Annotated in this window: 23 protein-coding genes; 13 read left to right on the top strand and 10 right to left on the bottom strand. The window is 64.1% G+C overall.

Annotated elements, in window-relative coordinates:
• Window positions 1–232: 232 nt before the first annotated feature.
• Entirely contained in the window at window positions 233–394 is a 162-nt protein-coding gene (locus PZL22_RS17060; protein WP_003531192.1) for a hypothetical protein, read from the top strand.
• Between the two features lie 61 nt (window positions 395–455).
• Here the strand turns inward: PZL22_RS17060 and PZL22_RS17055 are convergent, their stop codons facing one another.
• Window positions 456–1763 (bottom strand): amidase, encoded by a 1308-nt coding sequence (locus PZL22_RS17055; RefSeq protein WP_003531191.1) that lies wholly within the window; start codon window positions 1761–1763, stop codon window positions 456–458.
• A 124-nt stretch (window positions 1764–1887) separates the two neighbouring features.
• On the opposite strand from PZL22_RS17055, the gene PZL22_RS17050 reads away from it, so the two are divergent.
• The 4 genes from PZL22_RS17050 to PZL22_RS17035 all read left to right on the top strand — a co-directional run bounded on the left by PZL22_RS17050 (window position 1888) and on the right by PZL22_RS17035 (window position 6639).
• Window positions 1888–2109, top strand: coding sequence for a KTSC domain-containing protein (locus tag PZL22_RS17050; RefSeq protein ID WP_003531190.1), 222 nt, complete (start codon window positions 1888–1890; stop codon window positions 2107–2109).
• Between the two features lie 155 nt (window positions 2110–2264).
• A complete protein-coding gene (locus tag PZL22_RS17045; RefSeq protein WP_003531189.1) occupies window positions 2265–3827 on the top strand; it encodes an alkaline phosphatase D family protein in 1563 nt (520 codons plus the stop codon).
• Between the two features lie 135 nt (window positions 3828–3962).
• Complete coding sequence (gene typA, locus PZL22_RS17040; protein ID WP_003531188.1) at window positions 3963–5789, top strand: translational GTPase TypA; 1827 nt, start codon at window positions 3963–3965, stop codon at window positions 5787–5789.
• Between the two features lie 343 nt (window positions 5790–6132).
• On the top strand, window positions 6133–6639 hold the full coding sequence (locus PZL22_RS17035; RefSeq protein WP_003531187.1) for a GNAT family N-acetyltransferase: 507 nt from the start codon (window positions 6133–6135) through the stop codon (window positions 6637–6639).
• A gap of 46 nt (window positions 6640–6685) precedes the next feature.
• Here the strand turns inward: PZL22_RS17035 and PZL22_RS17030 are convergent, their stop codons facing one another.
• Window positions 6686–7288: a hypothetical protein gene (locus PZL22_RS17030; RefSeq protein ID WP_003531186.1), complete on the bottom strand. Its 603-nt coding sequence runs from the start codon at window positions 7286–7288 to the stop codon at window positions 6686–6688.
• Between the two features lie 157 nt (window positions 7289–7445).
• On the opposite strand from PZL22_RS17030, the gene ppa reads away from it, so the two are divergent.
• Window positions 7446–7979, top strand: coding sequence for an inorganic diphosphatase (gene ppa / locus PZL22_RS17025; protein ID WP_003531185.1), 534 nt, complete (start codon window positions 7446–7448; stop codon window positions 7977–7979).
• Window positions 7980–8122: 143 nt separating this feature from the next.
• Here the strand turns inward: ppa and PZL22_RS17020 are convergent, their stop codons facing one another.
• Window positions 8123–8416 carry a YggT family protein gene (locus tag PZL22_RS17020; protein ID WP_003531184.1) on the bottom strand — a complete coding sequence of 98 codons (294 nt, stop codon included), beginning with the start codon at window positions 8414–8416 and terminating at the stop codon, window positions 8123–8125.
• A gap of 234 nt (window positions 8417–8650) precedes the next feature.
• Here PZL22_RS17020 and PZL22_RS17015 point away from each other — a divergent pair, with 234 nt between their 5' ends.
• The gene (locus PZL22_RS17015; RefSeq protein WP_010970398.1) at window positions 8651–9898 is read left to right on the top strand and encodes an MFS transporter; all 1248 of its coding nucleotides are present in this window, start codon (window positions 8651–8653) and stop codon (window positions 9896–9898) included.
• Between the two features lie 177 nt (window positions 9899–10075).
• On the opposite strand, the gene PZL22_RS17010 is transcribed toward PZL22_RS17015, so the two are convergent.
• The 6 genes from PZL22_RS17010 to hemC all read right to left on the bottom strand — a co-directional run bounded on the left by PZL22_RS17010 (window position 10076) and on the right by hemC (window position 16185).
• Entirely contained in the window at window positions 10076–10834 is a 759-nt protein-coding gene (locus PZL22_RS17010) for a glutamine amidotransferase (RefSeq protein ID WP_033048859.1), read from the bottom strand.
• Between the two features lie 2 nt (window positions 10835–10836).
• Entirely contained in the window at window positions 10837–11316 is a 480-nt protein-coding gene (locus PZL22_RS17005; RefSeq protein WP_284718514.1) for a tellurite resistance TerB family protein, read from the bottom strand.
• A 35-nt stretch (window positions 11317–11351) separates the two neighbouring features.
• Window positions 11352–12989, bottom strand: a complete 1638-nt coding sequence (locus tag PZL22_RS17000) for a heme biosynthesis protein HemY (protein WP_003531179.1) — start codon at window positions 12987–12989, stop codon at window positions 11352–11354.
• An 18-nt stretch (window positions 12990–13007) separates the two neighbouring features.
• Window positions 13008–14324: a COG4223 family protein gene (locus tag PZL22_RS16995; RefSeq protein ID WP_284718513.1), complete on the bottom strand. Its 1317-nt coding sequence runs from the start codon at window positions 14322–14324 to the stop codon at window positions 13008–13010.
• 219 nt (window positions 14325–14543) lie between these two features.
• A complete protein-coding gene (locus PZL22_RS16990) occupies window positions 14544–15251 on the bottom strand; it encodes a uroporphyrinogen-III synthase (RefSeq protein WP_003531177.1) in 708 nt (235 codons plus the stop codon).
• 4 nt (window positions 15252–15255) lie between these two features.
• Window positions 15256–16185 carry a hydroxymethylbilane synthase gene (gene hemC / locus PZL22_RS16985; protein WP_003531176.1) on the bottom strand — a complete coding sequence of 310 codons (930 nt, stop codon included), beginning with the start codon at window positions 16183–16185 and terminating at the stop codon, window positions 15256–15258.
• A gap of 171 nt (window positions 16186–16356) precedes the next feature.
• Here hemC and tsaD point away from each other — a divergent pair, with 171 nt between their 5' ends.
• From tsaD to PZL22_RS16960, 5 genes are read left to right on the top strand one after another with little or no spacing between them, the layout of a single operon-like run.
• The gene (tsaD, locus tag PZL22_RS16980; RefSeq protein WP_033048857.1) at window positions 16357–17454 is read left to right on the top strand and encodes a tRNA (adenosine(37)-N6)-threonylcarbamoyltransferase complex transferase subunit TsaD; all 1098 of its coding nucleotides are present in this window, start codon (window positions 16357–16359) and stop codon (window positions 17452–17454) included.
• Window positions 17455–17464: 10 nt separating this feature from the next.
• Window positions 17465–18466: an NAD(P)H-dependent glycerol-3-phosphate dehydrogenase gene (locus PZL22_RS16975; RefSeq protein WP_003531174.1), complete on the top strand. Its 1002-nt coding sequence runs from the start codon at window positions 17465–17467 to the stop codon at window positions 18464–18466.
• A 17-nt stretch (window positions 18467–18483) separates the two neighbouring features.
• Entirely contained in the window at window positions 18484–18777 is a 294-nt protein-coding gene (locus PZL22_RS16970; RefSeq protein WP_003531173.1) for a YciI-like protein, read from the top strand.
• Between the two features lie 6 nt (window positions 18778–18783).
• Window positions 18784–19215 (top strand): EVE domain-containing protein, encoded by a 432-nt coding sequence (locus tag PZL22_RS16965; RefSeq protein ID WP_003531172.1) that lies wholly within the window; start codon window positions 18784–18786, stop codon window positions 19213–19215.
• Between the two features lie 14 nt (window positions 19216–19229).
• Complete coding sequence (locus tag PZL22_RS16960) at window positions 19230–19886, top strand: class I SAM-dependent methyltransferase (protein WP_003531171.1); 657 nt, start codon at window positions 19230–19232, stop codon at window positions 19884–19886.
• Window positions 19887–20525: 639 nt separating this feature from the next.
• On the opposite strand, the gene PZL22_RS16955 is transcribed toward PZL22_RS16960, so the two are convergent.
• Entirely contained in the window at window positions 20526–21146 is a 621-nt protein-coding gene (locus PZL22_RS16955) for a hypothetical protein (RefSeq protein WP_284718512.1), read from the bottom strand.
• 304 nt (window positions 21147–21450) lie between these two features.
• On the opposite strand from PZL22_RS16955, the gene sdhC reads away from it, so the two are divergent.
• Window positions 21451–21843, top strand: coding sequence for a succinate dehydrogenase, cytochrome b556 subunit (gene sdhC / locus PZL22_RS16950; protein WP_003531169.1), 393 nt, complete (start codon window positions 21451–21453; stop codon window positions 21841–21843).

Genomic DNA, 21843 nt, shown 5'->3' with positions numbered 1-21843 from the left:
GCATTTCAACGTTTCATAGAAACACTGAAATGCTCAAACGGATCCAACGCAGTTTCGGACGGAAAACCGTTACACACTTTCCTGGAAGCGCTCCAGCGCGCCGGGGGCGAGCGAAATATCCGGTGTCCGCTGCCCTTCGTTTGAAAGCCGGTCTCGCTCCAGTTCTGCACAAGTCAGCCTTTCTAACGTCGCCCGACAGCCGTAATGAATGCGGCGAAGGAAGGACGATTCGATGTCTGACGATTTTGAGCGCTACAGCGACCCGCAGGATGCGACCGTGGCCCTGTACCTCATGAACAATGACGGCGGCGAGCTTACCGACGTGCTGGTCGCTGCGCTCGAAGACGCGTTCCGGATTCTCAAAGAGGAATGGTCGAGCCGGTCGATGCATTGAGGTATTGCCGGTAAAGCCTGTCCCTCGAACGGCCATCCCGCGCGAGGGAACGCGAAGCCGTTCACCCGTTCTTCAGCAGATCCTCCATTGCGGCCGCAGCGCCAAGCAGCATCGCGTCCGCGCCGTGCCGGCCCATCAGCATCAGCCCCGCCGGCCGGCTCGTGCCTGCCATCGGCAGGCTTATCGCGGTCAGGTCGAACTGGTTGGCGACCTGGGTGTTGCGCAGCAGCAGGTCCTCCACGCGGCGGTATTCGGCCCTGTCCTCCTCGACCGAGGCGATGCTGACGGCGGGGATGGGTGTGGTCGGCAGCAGCGTGAGATCGAAGGGTGCCAGCCGCTCGTCCATGGCGCGCATGAGCTCTTGCCGCGTCCGCAGCAGGTCCTCGATCGCGGCGTCGGGGACCGTGAGCCGGCGGCGCAATGTGGATCTTACGCGGATGTCGACCGGCGCATTGTCGTCCAGGAGCCAGTCCGCGTGCACACGGCTTGCCTCGAGGCCAGCAAGCGAACCGATCGCGGTTGCCTCGGCGAAGCGGGCGAGGAGATCGTCGATCCCGCGTGCGGCGAGTTTCGCACCCGCGCGGGAGAACGCTTGCAGGCTTCTTTCGAAAGCCGCCGCAATTTCCGGCGCAAGACCTTCGAGCAGTACGCCTTCGGGGATGCCGAGCTTCAGGCCGGCGAGCGGCATGGGCTCGAGCGGTCTCGGCGTCTCGCCGGCCATGACCGCGTCGGCGGCCGCGCAATCGGCGACCGTGCGCGCAAGCGGGCCGATCGAATCGAGGCTGGGGGACAGGGGAAAGGCGCCTTCCAGAGATATGCGGCGGGCGGTGGGCTTGAAGCCGACGAGGCCCTGCAGGGCGGCCGGAATGCGCACCGAGCCGCCGCTGTCGGAGCCGATGGCGATCTCGCTCGTGCCCTCCGCCGCCGAGACGGCGGCGCCCGAGGAGGAACCGCCGGGAATGAGGCTCGGGTCGATAGCGTTGCCGGGCACCGGGTAATGCGGATTGAGGCCGACGGCGGTGAAGGCGAATTCCGTCATGTGAGACTTGCCGATGATGACGGCGCCGGCCGCGCGAAGGCGCCGGACGATCGCCGCGTCCGCTGTTGCCGGAGGCGCCGCGCGGCGGATGATGGAGCCCGCAAGCGTCGGCTCGCCCGCGATGTCGAAGAGGTCCTTGATGGAGACGATCCGCCCGTCCAGGGGCCCGAGGCTCTTGCCCTCGCGCCGCCTCCCGTCGGCAGCGTCCGCTTCCGCGCGGGCTCCATCCGGATAGAGCTTTACAAAAGCGCGTTCATCGTTCCGCCGCCCGTCGAGGCGGGCGAGAACGGTTTCGAGGCGGTCGCGGGAGGGCGTATCTGACGGGGGCAAGGAAGGACCTCGTGAATTGCGGTCCAAGTCCGAAGGAAGTCCCTGGAAGCGCTCCAATATTTAAAGGATCGCACGATTGATGTACAATAGGGGGCGATAGGGACAAGCAATCGGGAAGACGCCGATGCGAATTCTACGATCCTCCGCAATCCTCGACTCCTCCGCGATCCATGAGGTCAGATACGATGTGCCGCGCCGGACGTTGAGCGTCTGGTTCCTCGGCAACCGCAGGCCCTATCATTACCTCGACGTTCCGGAAGAGGTTTACGAGGAACTGCTGCATGCGGATTCCGCCGGCAACTATTTCAATCGGCACATACGCCATCACTACGGTTTCCTGCATTAGGGATTGCCCCTTATCCGCCTGCAGGCAGCCCCTTCACAGAACTGTCGCCAAACCGTCCGAATAGTTTCATCCGCCTGTAAAGCCGCTGACATCTGGCTCCCCAATGGTCCGCTCGCGAGAACCGACGATTCGCGAAACGGAACCGGAGGCAGGGATTGGCCGCTCTTCGAAACACCCTCACCAGGCGTTCTTTCCTCTTCTCCGCCGGCGCCGCCGGTCTTGTCGCTTCTTCCGGTCTCGCCACGCCGTTCTACGCGCGCGGCTACGGACGGCCGGAATTTGCCCATGGGGTACAGTCCGGCGACGTCGATACGGGCTCGGGGATGATCTGGACGCGGGTCGATCGGCCGGCGCGCGTTTCCGTCGAGTATTCGACCACGGAAAGCTTTTCGAATGCCGTCAGGCTTGCCGATATCGATGCGACGCCGCTGACCGACTGCGCCGTCAAGTGCCGGCTCGACAGTCTGCTGCCGGACCAGGACATCTTCTATCGCTTCATCGCGACCGATCTCTACGACGCCAATCGCGTCTCCGAACCGGTCGTCGGGCGCTTCCGGACGGCTCCCTTGCGCCGCCGCTCCGTGCGCTTCGTCTGGTCCGGCGACACGGCGGGGCAGGGCTGGGGCATCGACGAGGTCGGCATGAAGACCTATTCGACCATGCGGCTGCACGAGCCGGATTTCTTCATCCATTCCGGCGACACGATCTATGCCGACAATCCTATCCCCGACGAGATCAAGCTGCGCGACGGCGGCATGTGGAAGAACCGGATCGTCACGCCCGAGAAGCGAGACGTCGCGCGGACGCTCGAGGAATATCGCGGCCAGTGGAAATACAACCTGCTCGACGAGCATGTGCGGAGGCTCCATGCCGAATGTCCCACCTTCTATCAGTGGGACGACCACGAGGTCCTGAACAACTGGTCGGCCTCCACCGATCTCAGCGACGACCCGCGCTATCCGGAGAAGGATGTCGCCGTCTATGCCGCCCGCGCGGCCCGCGCGTTTCACGAGATGACGGCGATCCGCACGCTGCCGACGGAGCCCGGCCGCATCTTCCGCAAGATCGCCTATGGTCCGCTGCTCGACGTCTTCTTCGTGGATCTGCGCTCCTATCGCGGCCCCAACCAGGAAGAGGGGGGTGGCGGCCTCTTCGGCTGGCGGCAGGCGGACTGGCTGAAGCGCGAGCTTGCGGCGTCCAGAGCCACCTGGAAGGTGATCGCCTGCGACATGCCGGTCGGCCTCATCGTTTGGGACGACTATTCGGCAAGGCGCGGATCGGATGCCATCGCCGACGGCGACCATGGCGCGCCGAAGGGGCGCGAGAGCGAATTTGCGGATCTCCTGCGCTTCGTCCGCGACAATGCGATCGAGAACCTCGTCTGGCTGACGGCGGACGTGCATTACACGGCGGCGCATCACTACGATCCCTCGCGGGCCGCCTTCAAGGACTTCTCGCCGTTCTGGGAGTTCGTCTCCGGGCCGCTTCATTCCGGCACCTACGGGCCGAAGGAGCTCGACATGACCTTCGGCCCCGAGGTTCGCTTCATCAAGGCGTCGGGCGGAGGAATCGACAGCAACCTGCCACCGTCGGCGGGCCTGCAATTCTTCGGCATCGTCGATATCAGCGGCCAGACGCGGCAGATGACGGTGCGGCTGATGGACCGGCAGGATCAGGAACTCTGGCGGGTAACCCTCGATCCGGCGGTTTCCGCTTGAGCCGGCGGCGCCTCACGCAGGTCAGCCCTGCGCGCCGGCCCCCTTTCGCTTCCGGGAAAAAACCTGTATGAGCGCGGCAACTGAAAAGCGGTACCTGCCTCGTCGCGCGTGCCCACGAACTTTCCGAGACAAAAAATGAGCATTCGTAACATCGCGATCATCGCGCACGTCGACCATGGGAAAACCACGCTCGTCGACGAACTTCTGAAGCAGTCGGGCTCCTTCCGCGAAAACCAGCGCGTCGCCGAGCGCATGATGGATTCCAACGAACTGGAAAAGGAACGCGGCATCACCATCCTCGCCAAGGCGACTTCGGTCGAGTGGAAGGGTACCCGCATCAATATCGTCGACACCCCCGGCCACGCCGATTTCGGCGGTGAAGTCGAGCGCATTCTGTCGATGGTGGACGGCGCCATCGTGCTGGTCGACGCCGCCGAAGGCCCGATGCCGCAGACAAAATTCGTCGTCGGCAAGGCGCTCAAGGTCGGTCTTCGGCCGATCGTGGCGATCAACAAGATCGACCGTCCCGATGCCCGTCACGAGGAAGTCATCAACGAGGTATTCGATCTCTTCGCGGCGCTGGATGCGACCGATGAGCAGCTCGACTTCCCGATTCTCTACGGTTCCGGCCGTAACGGCTGGATGAACGTCGCGCCGGAAGGTCCGCAGGATCAGGGCCTGGCACCGCTCCTCGATCTCGTTCTCGATCACGTTCCGGAGCCGAGCGTCGGCGAAGGCCCGTTCCGGATGATCGGCACCATTCTCGAAGCCAATCCCTTCCTCGGCCGCATCATCACCGGGCGCATTCATTCCGGTTCGATCAAGCCGAACCAGGCGGTCAAGGTCCTCGGGCAGGACGGCAAGGTGCTCGAGTCCGGGCGCATCTCCAAGATTCTTGCATTCCGCGGCATCGAGCGTCAGCCGATCGAGGAAGCCCATGCGGGCGACATCTTGGCGATCGCCGGCCTCTCCAAGGGCACGGTCGCCGACACGTTCTGTGATCCGGCCATCAACGAGCCGCTGAAGGCGCAGCCGATCGATCCGCCGACCGTCACCATGTCCTTCCTCGTCAACGATTCTCCGCTCGCCGGCACCGAAGGCGACAAGGTCACTTCGCGCGTTATCCGCGACCGTCTGTTCAAGGAAGCCGAGGGCAACGTCGCATTGAAGATCGAGGAATCCTCCGAGAAGGATTCGTTCTACGTGTCCGGCCGCGGCGAACTGCAGCTTGCGGTTCTGATCGAAACGATGCGCCGCGAAGGCTTCGAGCTCGCCGTCTCGCGTCCGCGCGTGGTCATGCACAAGGATGAGAACGGACAGCTCCTGGAGCCGATCGAAGAGGTCGTCATCGACGTCGACGAGGAGCATTCGGGCGTCGTCGTCCAGAAAATGTCCGAACGCAAGGCCGAAATGGCCGAGCTTCGTCCCTCCGGCGGCAACCGCGTCCGGCTGGTGTTCTTCGCGCCGACCCGCGGTCTCATCGGCTATCAGTCGGAGCTTCTGACCGATACGCGCGGCACGGCGATCATGAACCGCCTGTTCCACGACTACCAGCCCTATAAGGGTGAGATCGGCGGCCGCGTGAACGGTGTTCTGCTCTCGAACGACGCCGGCGAATCCGTGGCCTATGCGATGTTCAACCTCGAAGATCGCGGCCCGATGATCATCGACGCCGGCGAAAAGGTCTATGCGGGCATGATCATCGGCATCCACACGCGCGACAACGATCTGGAAGTCAACGTCCTCAAGGGCAAGAAGCTCACCAACATGCGCGCGTCCGGCAAGGACGAGGCGGTAAAGCTGACGCCGCCGATCCGCATGACGCTCGACCGGGCGCTGTCATGGATCCAGGACGACGAACTGGTCGAGGTCACGCCGAAGTCGATCCGGCTTCGCAAGATGTATCTCGATCCGAACGAGCGCAAGCGCTTCGAGAAGTCGCGGACGGCCGGCGCTGCTTAAGGGGCTAAAAGCGAGCCCCTCATCCCGCTGCCGCGACCTTCTCCCCGCATGCGGGGAGAAGGGGTATACCGCGCCGCCTCCGTCCGCTCTCCCCGCGAGCGGGCCAGTCCTCGGGTTAAAGCCGAGGAGAGGGGCAAGTCCAACCTTCTGATTTCGTCGATCTACAAACCCCCGGAGCGATCCGGGGTTTTTGCTGTGTGTGCCTTTCGCGGGCGGCTTGCGGATAAAGTTAAAAAGGCGTTAACCTTGGGGCAGGTGCCGTTAAAGTTGCCTGTGGGTTAACGCCGCGCGACAGCCCGGCGGGATTCCTGTCCGCCGCGTCGTGTGATTAGAGTCGCAAGTCATGAAGACTGTTTCGATCGAGGTTCGGCCTGGGGAGCCGCATGAGGCGGCGGCAATCGCCGACGTGCATCGCGTTTCCTGGTTGCAGGCCTATGGCGGCATCATTCCGCACCGCCCCCTTGTCCGAATGGTCAATCGCCGCGACGAGACCTGGTGGCGCAAGGCCACGCGCGGACCGGCGACCCTTCTCGTCGTCGACGTCGCCGGCACGATAGCCGGCTATGCGACCCTGGGCCTGAGCCGGGCGCGGGCGCTGCCGCAGGAAGGCGAAATCTACGAGATATATCTGAGGCCCGAATATCAGGGCATCGGCCTCGGGCGTGTCCTCTTCGGCGAAGCAAAGAGCCTTCTGAAATCGCTCGGCTGCGAGGGGCTCGTCGTCTGGTGCTTGGAAGACAGTGCGAATGCCTATAATTTCTTCCATTCGGCGGGCGGTCGCGACATTGCCGAAGGCATGGAGGATTTCGGCGAGAAGCACCTGAAGAAGGTCGGCTTCGTCTGGAGTTGAGGAGTGCCGCAAGACGCCGTCATCGGTCCGGGCGTCTCGCAGAGCCTCATTTAGGCAGGAAGTGCATGGGTTCGCCCGCCTTCTCGCCGCGGTTTCCGTGATAGGATGCCTGGTCCGTGCCGCAGCGGAAGCTTGCGGCTCTTTCGTCGGCTATCCTGCGCGCCAGCGTGTTCGCATCGGCATTGGCGAGCGCGTCGACATAGCCGATGACGCAGCCGTCGCCGTCCTCCTTCTGCGCGACCTTCGAGATCACCAGAACCTGTCCCTCGAACGCCTTGGTGCTCCTGTCCGTCTGGGGATCCGGGTTCTCGATGATCCAGCGCAGGATGGCGGCGACCGGCTTCCCGTTGGCGTCGAGGCGCCATTCGACGGTCGTTTCGGCATGGTTGAAGGGACCGAAACTCTCGAAGCCGTTCTCCAGATAGCTTTGCCTGGCATGGCCGAAGAAGAAGCTCTGGCGCATATCGCTCTCGATGAAATGGACGGGATAGTCGCCTATGCCGGGACAAAGCATCTGCGACGAGGCGCCTTCCCACTCGCGCAGGAGCCGGCACTTGTCGCGGCTGGCGTCTGTGTAGGCGCTGTCATTGGCAAGTGCAGGCGCCGAGATCAGGGCGGCGGAAAGAAAATAGCGAAGTTTCGGGCGCATTGTCTCTCCTGCGAAGATAAATATCAGCCCTGCCCCTTTTTGGCCGCGCGGCGTGCCTACAGCAAATCCGCCCGCCCGGAACCAAAGTCATGTTGCATCGCGGCATGTTTCCCTTTATCCGACGGGACGACTTTTCAAACGACCCCTGGAGGTGCTCATGCGGATCGACGCGATTTCCATCGGAAAGAATCCACCGGAAGATGTCAATGTAATCGTGGAAGTCCCGGTCGGCGGGCATCCGATCAAGTACGAAATGGACAAGGAGGCCGGCACGCTGGTGGTCGATCGCTTCCTCTACACGCCGATGACCTATCCGGGCAATTACGGCTTCGTGCCGCACACGCTTTCCGACGACGGCGATCCGATCGACGTGCTGATCTGCAATACCCGTCCGCTGGTTCCGGGCTGCGTCATCAATGTCCGCCCGATCGGCGTGATGATGATGGAAGACAATTCCGGTCAGGACGAAAAGATCATCGCGGTCCCCTCCGCCCATCTGACCAAGCGCTACGACAAGGTGCACGATTACACCGACCTGCCGGAAATCACCCTCAAGCAGATCGAGCACTTCTTCGAGCACTACAAGGATCTGGAGCCCGGCAAGTGGGTGAAGATCTTCGGCTGGAAGGATGCCAGCATGGCCAAGCAGCTGATCCGGGAAGCGGTCGAGCGCGCCAAGACGAAGAAATAATCGTTTCGCTGTTTTACTGAGACATGAAAACGTCCGGCTCGGCCTCGATCCGGAGGTTTTTTGCGCTTTAGTCTAGATCACGATGATTTTAGGTGGAGTCGGCCTGCACGGGCGAAACCGCACACACTTTTCCTTATCCCGCTCTAACGCAGCAGCGCAGGAGCGATGGTGGTGTTCAGGAAGAGCTGGATGAAATAGAGGATCACCAGCACGACGAGCGGCGAAAGGTCGACGCCGCCCATGTCGGGCAGCACGCGCCGGATCGGCCGGTAGAGCGGCTCGGTCAACTGATAGAGCGAGCGGCCGATCATGTTGATCGCCTGATTGTTCACGTTGATCACGTTGAACGCATAGAGCCAGGAGAAGATGGCCGAGGCGATGATCAGGAACCACGCAATGTTGATGATGAAATTCAAAGTGCCGATGACAGCAAGCATGCCGGTCTCCAATTCGTTGTTGACAGACATGTAGACATTAGGAACTAAACGAGCAAGTACGCCGGCCTGCCTCGCGTGATCATGTTTAATGGCACGGAGCGCGCCTTTCTTCCCTTCCCTGCAGTGCTCCGCGGTTTTTCCGATGCGCAAGGATCGCTGCAGGATTTCAATTTCTGCACGCTCCCGCTGCTCGGTCGGCGACGTATCAGGAGCCTGCAGCAGGAGCATTCCAGCATGTCGGCCGTCCATGCCGCGCACCGTTTCGCCGCCTTCAGGCACGTCGGCTACCGGCGCTATTTCTTTTCCCGCCTGCTCGCCTATTTCGCCGTCCAGATCATGTCCGTGGCCGTCGGCTGGCAGATCTACGATCTGACGCGCGATCCTTTCTCGCTCGGTCTCATCGGCCTCTTCCAGTTCCTGCCCTCCCTCGTTCTCATTCTCGTGACGGGCAGCGTGGCGGACCGCTACAATCGCCGGGCGATCATGGGCATCTGCATGCTGGTCAGCACGCTCTGCGGCGCAGCACTTCTCCTTTTGACGGTGACGGGACTGTTTTCACCCTGGCCGGTTTACGCGATCCTTGTCGTGTTCGGCATAGAGCGGGCTTTCTTGGGCCCCGCTTCACAGTCGCTGGCGCCCAATCTGGTGCCTGCGGAAGATCTGCCCAATGCGATCGCGTGGAATTCGACCTCGTGGCAGACGGCGATGATCGTCGGCCCGGTGGCTGGCGGGCTTCTGTACGGATTCGGCCCGACCGTGCCCTATGCGGTCAGCCTCGGCTTCTTCGCTGCCGGCGCCCTGATGGTCTTCGCCGTGCCGAAGCCCGCAAGGCGCTCGCCGCCGTCGGCCGCAAACTGGCAGACGATCACCGCAGGGTTCCGCTACATCAAGGCCGAGAAGATCGTGCTGGGGGCGATCTCGCTCGATCTCTTCGCCGTGCTGCTCGGCGGCGCCGTCGCGCTCATGCCGGTCTTCGCGCGGGACGTCCTGACGCTCGGGCCGTGGGGCCTCGGCCTCCTGCGGGCCGCGCCCGGTGTCGGCGCGGTCGGAATGGCGGTGTGGCTGGCCGCCCACCCGATCCGCAATCGAGCCGGTCTCTACATGTTCGTCGGCGTTGCCCTCTTCGGCCTGGCAACGGTCGTTTTCGGCCTGTCGGCGACGCCATGGATCTCGATCGCCGCGCTCGTCGTCATGGGCGCTTCCGACATGATCTCGGTCTATGTGCGCGAGATACTCATCACGCTCTGGACCCCGGATGAGCTGCGCGGCCGCGTAAACGCCGTCAACATGGTATTCGTCGGTGCTTCCAACGAACTCGGCGAGTTCCGCGCCGGCATGATGGCGTCCGGCTTCGGCACGGTTTTCGCGGTCGTCTTCGGCGGCGCAGGCACGCTTCTCGTGTCGCTCCTCTGGGCACTCGGCTTTCCGCAATTGCGCAGGATCGATACGCTGGATGTGCCGGAGGCGCAGCGGAGGGGGTGAGCATCTGAACTGGAGGCCGCCCCTCATCCCGCTGCCGCGACCTTCTCCCCGCAGGCGGGGAGAAGGGACAAGACGCGCCCGCTCGCCCCGAATCGCGGGATGTTGAAGAAGGAAGCGGCAAACTCGTCCCCTCGCCCCGCTTGCGGGGAGAGGGTTAGGGTGAGGGGCATTCGCAACTCACGACTGCAAGCTCTTCCGGAATTCCTCCCCGCATTCACCATTCATGAAAATCAGCTCCAGGAAATTCTCCATCCATGTCCGCAAGGGATGGTCGTGGAGCATGCGGCCCTCCAGATGCGCTTTGCCCAGTTGGGCACCGGGGAGCTCGAAGCGATGGGCACCGTGCACCACCCAGCGATGCATCATCGCCCGCGTCAGCTCGCCGTGGAACTGGATGCCCCAGGCGTTCTCGCCGTAGCGGAAGGCCTGGTTCGGGTAGGTGTCGCCGGTTGCCAGCAATTCGGCGCCATTCGGCAGGTCGAAGCCTTCGCGGTGGAAGTGATAGACCATCGCCGGCCAGTCCATCAGCGCCTTGCCGGCCTGCGTGGCTCTCAAGGGATACCAGCCGATCTCGGTCATGCCTTCGTGATGGGCTTCGACCCTGCCGCCGAGATTGCGGGCCAGCATCTGCGCCCCGAGACAGATTCCGAGATAGGGCTTGTTTTCCAGGAGCGGCACGGACAGCCAGTCGATTTCGCGCCGGACGAACTCCTCCTCGTCATTGGCACTCATCGGTCCGCCGAAAATGATCGTCCCCGAATGCGCTTCCAGCGTCGGCGGCAGCTCGTCGCCCAGCGCGGGGCGGCGGATGTCGAGCGAAAAGCCCTTCCGCTCGAGAATCTGGCCGACGCGGCCGGCGCTCGAGCGCTCCTGATGGAGCACGATGAGGATGGGTCTCTTGGCGTCTCTCTTGGTGTCTGGGGCCTCTGGCGGCATCGTCAACTTTCCTGTTGCGCCTCGTTCTCCTCCACCATGTCGATCTTGGCCGCTGCTTCCTGGCGTTTCAAGACCCGGTCACGCCCCGAAACCCCGAGGAGGTCGGCAATCCGCCAGATCACGTGGTCTTCCATTTCGCTGCGCGCACCGTCGGCGTAAACGATTTCCCACAGCATGCCGACGAGTTCGATGCGTTGCTCCTCGGGAAGGTGCCGCTTTATGTCCGACGTGAACTGGTAGAAGTCGATCGCTTCGCTTTCAGCGCTCTCGCCGGCCGCGACCAGGGCATTGAGAGCGGCATCGTCGAGCTTGTAATGCTCCTTGATGAGCTTGCGCATCTTGCGGCGCTCGGAGCTGCGGACCGCGCCGTCCGCTTCCATGACCTGGAAGCAGAGGCCGATCACCGCAATGCGCGGGTCCCCCGCTTCAATCCGCGCCGAGCCGGTGATTCCTTCCAGAAATGCGCGAAAACGTTCAAACATGCACTATCGCCTGCAGCCTATGGAGATGTCTGGGTTCAGAAAAGACGGAAGTTGGTGGTGGTCCGTTCCGCCGCCGCCGGCTCGCGCACGCCCGGATCGTCCGGGGGGCGGCCGAAAAAGGGATCCGGTGCCTCCTCGGCATCCTTGCCCGTTGCGGGCGATGCGGCCGGTTCCTTCCGGTCGGGAACGCTGATCGCCTTCTCCGGCCCGGCCCGTTCTCGCTCGGCCCGTTCTCGCTCGGTTTGATCGCGCTCGGCTGTCGGGGCAGCCTCGGCCGTCCGTTCAGGAGCCGGTTCCTCGACCGGGCGGGGCACGGTCGCGACTGGCGGGAGGCTGCGAATTGCCTGGTCGGGGTTCAGATGCCCGTCCTCCGTTGCCGCCGCGATCTGCGACGGCGGAGCCTTCCACTCGAAGGCGTCGAGGCGGCCGCTGACCGGGGAGACCGGCAGCCAGACCGGTGAGGTGACGCCGTCGGCGGTCCAGGCCGGATCGCGCGGGCTCTTCAGCGCCTGTGCCATCCAGTGACGGATGCGGCCCTCGTCGCCGGTGTCTGCCTCCTCGATGTCCGCGAGCAGCAGAAAAATGCTCTCCCTCGGCTCGAGGCGGGCGGCGGCCTCTGCCTTTGTGCGCGCAAGAGCAAGTTCGCGCGCGTCGAGCGCCGCCTCGGCGACGGTCGCCAGTGCGACGGCATTGTTGCTGCGGAGCGATTCAAGCTTCTTCGCCCGCTTCAGCCGGTCGAGGGCGGAGTCCCCGCCGCGCGCCCGCACATAGAGACGCGCGATATCGGGATGCGGATCCAATTTCCACATCCTCTCGAGGATCGAAGCACCCTTGCGCAGATTTTCCTCGCGAAAGAGCGCTTTGGCGGCAACGAGGGCCGCCGGCACGAGGCGGTCGTCGAGCTTCAGCGCCGCCTGCGCGTCGTCCCGGGCGGATTTCGGGTCTGCATCCAATCTTTCCATTGCCCGTGCGGTCAGAAGAACGGCCTTTTTCCGGTCCGCTTCGTTCTTTTCGAGCACATGGGCGGCGCGGCTCTGGTCGAGCAGGCGGATTGCCTCGTCCCACTGGCGCGCCTGGCTGCGATGGTCGAGCGTTGCCAGGCTCGCCCACGGCAAGTGCGGCGCTTTCTCGGAGGCGCGCTCGGCATATTGGCGCGCAGCCTCGTTGGCGCCGAGCCGCTTGGCTTCGAGATACAGCCCGCGCAGGCCGAGTTCGCGCGTCTCCGGGTCGTCCGCCATCGCCTCGAATTTTTTGCGTGCGTCGTCGTATTTGCCTTCGATCAGCGCCGTCTGCGCTTCGAGCAGATGGATGAGCGGCTCCTGATCCGAGCTGATGAGGTTCCGCGTGCGCGCGGCCATCTTGCGGGCGAGATTGGCGTCGCCGGCGCCGGCCGCGATCAGGCCGGTCGACAATGCCTGATAGCCGCGGTCGCGCTTGCGGGAGCGAAAGTAACGCGTGACGGTGTGCGGCGACAACCAGATCGTGCGAAGCAGCCAGACGACGATCAGAACGGCAGCGAAGAGCGAGATCAGGATCGAGGCGGCGCGCATCAGGCTCATCTCGATGAGTTGGCCTTGCCAGATCAGCGACAATTCCCCCGGACGATCCGCGAGCCAGGCAAAGCCGAGAGCCAGGCAAAGGACGAGCAGTACGAAGAACAGTATCCGGATCATATAGTCTTCTTTCTCCCGCTAACCTTGCTTGCCCGTGCGCGTCATGGTGCCGGCTACGGCGGCATCGATCACCGTTTCGACGCCAAGCCGCAGGTCGAGCTTTTCCTTGAACCCCTGGCCGGCGGATTTCGCGGCTTCGGGAAGGCTGTCCCATTCGAGCGATGCGCCCTTGAGATCGCCGTTATCGAGCTTGTCTTCGATGCGGGCGATCACCGCTTCCGGCGTGTCGCCTTCGACGCTGCCGACCGGCCGCACGCGGATGCCCGACATTGCGCTGGAGACGAGGCGATCGAAAATGCCCTGATTGGGATCTGGCCGGTGCAGCGCGTCCAGCATCGCGTCCGCCGCCGGCCGGAAACTTTCCTTCAATTCCGTCCGCGTGGGGACCCCTGTCGCGGCGACATCGGCCAGTTCCTTGACGGCCGGATCCTCGGGGGCGATGCTGCGCAAGGCGTCGAGTTCGGCGAGGAACGGCCCGCCGCGATCGATCGCCGTCTTCAGCGCGGTGACGGCAACGGCTTTCGCCATCTCGATATCGTTGGCAGGCTCGTTGAGCTTCTGCTCCGCCTGGTCGATACGGCCGGCAAGTTCCGCCCTGGCGGCGTCCGCCGCCTGGCGAGCCTCGGCAAGCTCGGTCTTCAGGGCGGCCACTTCATTCGTCAGGTTGGCGACCTCGGCTTCGAGCGCCTTGATCTCGGGAGCGCCCGCCGCAGCTGCGCCGGGCTCTCGGGCCGCCTGTTCCAAGGCCGCAAGGCGGTTTTCCAAAGGGGAGACGTCCACTGGCGCCGCCGGGGCCTGTGCCTGAAGCTCCGCCTTGATCGCTTCGATCTCGCTCGCAAGGTTCTGCTCGGTGCCCGGCTGCTCCGGTCCGGGCGCCGGAACGTAGCCGGCATATTGCAGCACGCCGGCACCGGCGAGCGCTATGAGGCCGCCGAGGATGCCGGCTGCAAGCGCACCTGCGCCTGTGGCCTGTCTCCTCTTTGCCTCGGGCAGTTCGCCGTTGGTCGCGTGCGGAAGCTCCGCGTCGAAGGCGGCCGCAGCCGCGTCGGCGCGTGCCTCCTCCGTCTCTGTTTCCTCTTGCGGAGTTTCCTCTTTCGGATCGCCCGCCGGCAAAGGAGGTTCGCCGATGCCGGCTTCGTTGCTTTCGACTTCGCCGGTTCTTACTTCGCCGGCTTCAACCGCCTCGCTCGTCGAAATATCCGCCGCCTTGCTCTTCGCCGCATCCGGGCCGGCCGCTGCCTCGGCCGCCGCAGGTTCGGTCTTCTCCGCCTCGAGATCGATCGTCAGCGGTTCTTTCCCGGGTTTCGAGCGGCGCGGCGGCTTTTCCGATGCCATGGTCACCTCTTTACCGTTTCATTGCCTGTCGGTGTAGGCCTGAGCGGATATGCAGCAGGAACGCTCCGCACTTTCCTCATCCGATCTAAACGCAAACCTAGTCAGCGAGGATGACGAGGGAAAGCCCCAGACCGTGCTTTTTGACGGAAATGCCCCAGATGACCCGAGCAATGTGCAGAAGGCAGGCGGAAAACCGGCGCCGACTTTGCTGATTTGGCCTCAAAGAAGCCGCAAGAGATTTTCCTCGTCGGGCACCGCCGCGACCCCGCAGGGCAGACCGTCCGGCAGGGTCTCTCTTATCGGCCAGCTCAGGCAGAGAAAGCGCGAGGCGAGGTCCGCCGGTTCAAGCCCGCTCTCCCGCAATGCTGCGTCCAGGCGCCGCGCGCTCTCGCGGGAATAGAGCATGACCGCATCGAAGGGGCCCGCGCGGAGGAGTCCGGACAGCGTCTCCGCAGGATAGTGGACCGGCGCCATCCGGTAGCATTCGGCGGTCCTGTGCTCGATCCGCCGTTGGTGCAATGCCCGTTCGAAACCGTCGGTTCGCGGTGAACCGGCGAGATAGACCAGCGTTTCGCCGGGGGGGAGAAGGGCAGCCACCGTCTCGGCGAGTCCCTCGCCGGTTCCCGGTCCGATGCGGATATCGGTAAATCCGAGATCGCCCGCAGCGCGCGCCGTCGCTTCGCCGACTGCAAAGAGCGGTGTTGCAAGGTGTGGCTCAAGCGCCGGTCCGAGCGCGCCGAGGACGCGGACCGCCTCCCCACTGCTGACGGCGATCGCCTGGTGGGGCTCACTCAATGCTGCCCGGGCCGCGCCGGCGAGATGCTGCGCCTGCATAAGCGGCAGGATGACCGCTTCGTGACCCATGGCGCTGAGCCTTGCCGCCGTCCTTTCGGCGGCCGGGCGTGGCCGGGTCACGAGCACGCGCATCGGATCAGCTCCAGCTCGAGAAGAAACCCGGTCCGGCCTTGGTGCGGATACGCTCGCCTGCCTCCTGCCCAAGCCTTTCCGCGTCTGCCGCTCTGCCGTCGATTTCGATCTGGTGGGAGGTGGCGCCGTCGGGCGTCAGGATCATGCCGGCAAAGCGGATATGTGTCCCGTCCGATTGCGCGTAGCCGGCGATCGGCGTGCGGCATGAGCCATCGAGCGTCGCCAGGAAGCCGCGCTCGCAGGAAACCGCCTCGTGTGTGCGCGGATCGTCGATTGCCGCAAGCAGCGTGTTGATACGGTCGTCGCCGATGCGGGCCTCGACGCAGATCGCGCCCTGGGCCGGCGCCGGCGGAAATTCTTCCGGATCAAGCAGCTCCGTCGGCACATGCTCCATGCCGAGGCGCTTCAGGCCGGCATAGGCCAGAAGCGTGCCGTCGACCTGACCTTCGGCAAGCTTGCGCAGGCGTGTCTCGACCTGTCCGCGATAGGTGATCACGTCGATATCGGGCCGCAGCCGCCGGATCAGCGCCTGACGGCGCAGCGAAGACGAGCCGACGGTGGCGCCTTGCGGGAGATCGACGAGCCTTTTGGCCGAGCGGCCGACAAAGGCGTCGCGGATGTCCTCGCGCGGCAGGAAAGCGGAAAGGAACAGCCCCTCGGGCAGCTTTGTCGGCATGTCCTTGGACGAATGCACGGCGAAGTCGAGGTCTCCCGACAGAAGCTGCTGCTCGAGCTCTTCGGTGAACAGGCCCTTGCCGCCGATCTCCGCAAGCGACCGGTCGGTGATCCGGTCGCCCTTCGTGGAAAGGATGACGATCTCGAACATTTCCGGTGGCAGACCATGTGCGGCGGCGAGCCGGTCGCGCGTTTCATGCGTCTGAGCCATCGCCAGCGGGCTGCCGCGCGTGCCGATGCGGAAAGGTTTCGTTTGCATCCTTCGCCATCCGTTGTTACTGCATGCTTCCTTAAATCGGAACCGGTTTAGGACAAAACCATGCAGCAGTTCAAAGCGTTACAGCGTCCCTTGTGCGTCTGAAGGCGCACGGCGCTGTTTGAGTTTCGTGTAGCCACCTTTCACTGCGACCGCAATCTTTGAGTATAGCACGTGACGTCCCCGCCTTTGCGCATCCTCGGCATTGAGACAAGCTGCGACGAAACCGCCGCTTCGGTCGTGCTGCGTGACGAAGAGGGCCGCGGCCGGATTCTCGGCGACGTGGTGCTGAGCCAGCTGGAAGAGCATAGTGCTTATGGCGGCGTCGTTCCCGAGATCGCGGCGCGCGCCCATGTCGAGGCGCTCGACGCGCTGATCGAGGAAGCGCTCCTGCGCGCCGGCGTGACGCTCCGGGACATCGACGCGGTCGCTGCGACAAGTGGTCCCGGCCTGATAGGCGGGCTCATCGTCGGGCTGATGACCGGCAAGGCGATCGCGCGGGCGACCGGCAAGCCGCTCTATGCGGTCAATCATCTCGAAGGCCACGCGCTGACGGCGCGGCTGACCGACGGCCTTTCATTTCCCTATCTGATGCTGCTCGTCTCGGGCGGCCATACACAGCTGATCCTCGTCAAGGGCGTCGGCGAATACGAACGCTGGGGCACGACGATCGACGATGCGCTCGGCGAGGCCTTCGACAAGACCGCAAAGCTGCTCGGTCTTCCCTATCCGGGCGGGCCGGCCGTCGAGCGGGCGGCGCAAGCCGGTAATGCGGAGCGCTTCGATTTTCCCCGGCCGCTCGTCGGCGACGCCAGGCTCGACTTTTCGTTTTCGGGCCTCAAGACCGCCGTCCGCCAGGCCGCACAGTCGCTGGAGCCGGTGACGGATCAGGATATCGCCGACGTCTGTGCCTCTTTTCAGCGCGCCATTTCCCGCACGCTCAGGGATCGGGTCGGGCGCGGCTTGAAGCGGTTCTGGGCGGACTTCGCCTCCGTCGACCAACCGGCTCTCGTCGTGGCCGGCGGGGTTGCCGCGAACCAGACATTGCGCCGGACACTGCAATCGCTTTGCGACGAGCACGGCTTCCGCTTCATCGCGCCGCCGCTCCAGCTTTGCACCGACAACGCGGCGATGATTGCGTGGGCCGGTGCGGAGCGCCTCGCGGCGGGCCTGCCGGCGGACGGGCTCGATGCAGCTCCGCGTTCGCGCTGGCCGCTCGATTCCGAAGCCAAGGCATTGATCGGCTCCGGCAGACGCGGCGCCAAGGCATGATGGACAGAAGATGAGCGGCAAATCGAAGAGCGCGCCAAAAATCGTGGTCGTCGGGGCGGGCGCCTTCGGAACGGCGCTTTCGGCCGTCGCGGCAGCGAAGGACAAGGCGAATGTCACTCTGCTTGCCCGCCGGGACGAAGCGGCCGCGGAGTGTCGCCGAACCGGGCGGAATGACGCGGTTCTCCCGGGAATTCCGCTTCCCCCGCGCCTTGTCTATTCTTCGCAGGCGGATGCGCTCGAAGACGCCGACATCGTGCTTTTCGCGATGCCTTCGCAAGCGCATCGGGACGCGGCGCGTAGCTACGGTCCCGCGATCGGCGCCAGTGCCGTCGTCGTCACCTGCGCCAAGGGCATGGAGCAATCGACCGGCCAACTCCTCACCGACGTTCTCGAAGAGGAGTTGCCGGGCCGCCGCATCGGGGTGCTTTCCGGCCCGGGCTTTGCCGCCGATATCGCTAGCGGCCTGCCGACTGCCATGGTGATCGCCGCCCCCGATACGGCGATCGCGACGGAGCTTGCGGAGGTGCTTTCCGGGCGGACGTTCCGGCTCTATCCGTCGGCGGATCGCACCGGCGTTCAGCTTGGCGGTGCGCTCAAGAACGTGCTGGCGATCGCCTGCGGCATCGTCGAAGGCGCCGGTCTCGGCGACTCGGCGCGCGCTGCGCTGATCTCGCGCGGGCTTGCGGAAATGTCGCGCTTCATCGTCGCGAGAGGCGGCGAGGCGGACACTGTGCGCGGCCTTTCGGGATTGGGTGACCTCGTGCTGACCGCGACGAGCCACCAGTCGCGCAACCTGCGCTTCGGCATAGCGCTCGGCAAGAACGGCCGGGCCGCGGCCGGAAGCAGCGAGCTGGTCGAGGGCGCCTTTGCCGCATCCGTCGCCGCCCGCGTGGCGGGCGCACTCGGCATCGAGATGCCGGTCACCGAGGCCGTCGCGGCCATCGTCGACGGAAAGCTGGATGTCCGCTCGGCCCTCGAACAACTGATGTCCAGACCGATCACCCACGAATGATGTCTTCAGGAGGATCCATGCTCTTCGCACTGCTCTGCACGGACAAGCCCGGCGCGCTGCAACTCAGGCTCGACACGCGGCCTGACCATGTCGCCTATCTCAACGACCTCAATGCCCGGGGCATCCTGAAGATCGCGGGGCCTTTCCTCGGCGCCGACGGCAAGCCGACGGGGAGCCTCGTGATCGTCAAAGCCGATACGCTCGAAGAGGCCAGGGCGCTCGCCGAGGCCGATCCCTATGCGAAGGCGGGTCTCTTCGCCAATGTCGAGATCAAGGCCTACAACTGGGTCTTCAACAATCCGGAGGCTTGAGGGGCGATGGCGTTCTGGCTCTACAAATCCGAACCGGCGAAATGGTCCTGGCAGATGCAGAAGGATGCCGGCGAGAAGGGCACCGAATGGACGGGCGTGCGCAACTACCTGGCGCGCAACAACATGCGGGCGATGAAGATCGGCGACAAGGGCTTCTTCTATCACTCCAACGAGGGGCTCGAGATCGTCGGCATCACCGAGGTCTGCGCGTTGTCGCATCCGGATTCGACGGCCGAGGGCGACGCCCGCTGGGACTGCGTCGACATTCGCGCCGTCATGGACATTCCACGGCCGGTTTCACTCAAGGAAATCAAGGAAAATCCGAAGCTCGCCAAGATGTCGCTCGTTACGTCCATGCGCCTTTCGGTGCAGCCGGTGACGGATGACGAGTGGATCGAGGTCTGCCGCATGGGCGGGCTGGACAATCCGCCCCGATAGCGCCCCTGAATATCGTGAAGACCGATCCCGAAAGCTTCATCCGCGCCAACACCGACATTCTCGCGCCGCCGCACGTGCCGGAAATCCGCCTGCATCTTGCGGGAGAGGCGCATGAATTGTGGCTGAAGACCGAGGAAGAGCTGGAACGGATCGGGCTGCCGCCGCCCTTCTGGGCCTTCGCCTGGGCGGGCGGGCAGGGGCTTGCCCGCTATCTCCTCGATCATCCCGAGACGGTGCGCGGCCGCCGCGTCATCGATTTCGCCTCCGGTTCCGGCCTCGTCGCCATCGCGGCGAAGTTGGCCGGCGCCGATGAGGTCGTCGCCGCCGACATCGATCCTTGGTCCGAAACGGCCGCGCGGCTGAATGCCGGGCTCAACGGCGTATCGTTCGCCTTCACCGGCGACGATATCGTCGGCTCGGAACGGGCGGCCGACGTCTACCTCGCCGGAGACGTCTTCTACGACAAGAGCTTCGCCGATCTGCTTCTGCCCTGGTTCGAAGCGCTCGAACGCGCCGGTGCCGTCGTTCTCATCGGCGATCCGGGCCGGGCCTATTGTCCACGCGGGCGGATGACTGACCTTGCGACCTACGAGGTACCGGTGACTCGGGCGCTCGAAGACAGCGAGGTGAAGCGCACGACCGTCTGGCGGTTCGGCACCCTCACGGGGTGACCGCGATTTGCAGGGAAGCCCCTCCCCAACCCCTCCCACAACTACGGCATGCACATTTCTCTTGCGCGCCGGTGCGGCGGATACTGCTGATGAATGGGATCCCTCGGGAACCCAACCGCCTCAACCCCGCTCGGTCGGGATTGCCCCTCAACCGGCTGCCGCCACCTTCTCCCCGCAGGCGGGGAGAAGGGATATGCCGCGCCCGCTCGCTCCCTCGGGCGGGCGGTGAATGCGGGGTTCAGTCGGCGCCGCTTGTCCCTTCTCCCCGCCTGCGGGGAGAAGGTGCCGGCAGGCGGATGAGGGGCGGGTGACCGCTAATGCCAATGTTAGCGCATACGGGTTTGATCCCAAGGACCCATCCCCAAGCCTCGCCACTGCTGGAAATACAGATGCCGCCACTCCGGAGTAAGTCCGCGAAGGGCTGGACAACAAGAGATATGTGCATGCCGTAGGTCCCCACAAGGGGGAGGGGCTTAATCTGCCGCGCCCATTGCTCATATTTCATCGGTTTCGCGGGTGTGAACGCCGGGATGGCACTGGCGCCGCAACAGGCTCTAAGCCCCTCCACCCCCCCTTTGTGGCCCTTTGTGGGGAGGGGTTGGGGAGGGGTAAGGACGGTCCGCAGCGCAGCCGCAAATCCTACGGCCGGACGACGCAGACGCCGTGCTCCCACGAGCATGCGCTGGCGTTTACCTGCGGCGAGACGATGATGATCTTCGCGCGCTTCGAAGAAGGATTGGCTGCGACGGTTTCCCCGGCGAGATAGGCGTAGCCGCCGTCCCGGCTGAAATAGATGCCGTTCCCTTTCTCGCGGAACGCCGAAAGGCCGCCGGCATAGGTACCGATATCCGGAATGGGTGTCGGGAAGTCGTAACTCCCATAACTGTCGTAACCGCCGGATGCGTATCCGCCGCCATTGATGACGATCACGGGACCACGATCCCGCCCGCGGCGGGCGTTACCATGCCAGGGATATCTCGGCCATGGATATCTTGGCCGCACATGACGGGTGCGGGTCTGAACATCGGGCAGGCCCCTGGAATCGGCGGATGAGAAACCGCCGATGGTCGTTATTGACCGGTGGCCCTTGCGCCAGGAGTGATGGGGCGTGCGATGCTTGATCCGGACATGGCGGGTTCGGGTCTCCACATTGGGGAAACCGTCGCTTTCGGCGGCCCGTGCCGGCAAACCGGCGGGCATCGCAAGTGCGAAGGCCACGACTAGAACTTTGGTTGCGCGGATCATTCGCGAGAGGTCCATTCTCGCTGCCTCCGGATCATCGTTAACAAACAGTTAAAGTGCATCCTGCGGCAACCGGCGGGAAATGTCACGGATTCGGTTGGGTTTTTTTCCCTGTACGGTTAAAAGACCCGATGTCTCTCGAAGGCTGGAAAATGCCGTTTTCCGTCAAATCGATTAAATTGATTTTGCACTGCAAACACACTTGTCGGGAAGCCTTATGGTGATTAAAGGTCCGGGTGACTGAATTGCGCACAATCGGGTGCGATACCGGACGAAACCAGTCCAGTTTTGGACGAAAATCCGGTCATCCCGCGAGGTTCCGATGACGAATGTCACAAGAAGCCGGCCGCTCTCGCCGCATCTTCAAATCTACAAGCCGATCCCCACCATGATCATGTCGATCATGCACCGCATCACCGGCGGCGCGCTCTATTTCGGCACCGTCCTGGTGGCCTGGTGGCTGATCGCCGCTGCTTCCGGCACTGCCTATTACGACTGGGTGAACTGGCTGTTCGGCACGTTCATCGGCAAGGTCGTCCTCTTCGGCTATACCTGGGCCCTTGTACATCACCTGCTGGGCGGCATACGCCACCTCGCCTGGGATCTCGGCTACGGCTATGAGAAGCACTTCGCGACGAGGATGGCGAAGGCCATGATCGTCGCATCGGCGACGCTGACGCTCGTCATCTGGGTCGTCGGCTACCTCGCTCGTTAA

The sequence above is a fragment of the Ensifer meliloti genome (assembly GCF_030064585.1).
In the GTDB taxonomy this organism is placed as follows: Bacteria; Pseudomonadota; Alphaproteobacteria; order Rhizobiales; family Rhizobiaceae; genus Sinorhizobium; species Sinorhizobium meliloti.
This window is presented reverse-complemented; position numbering and strand designations above follow the sequence as displayed.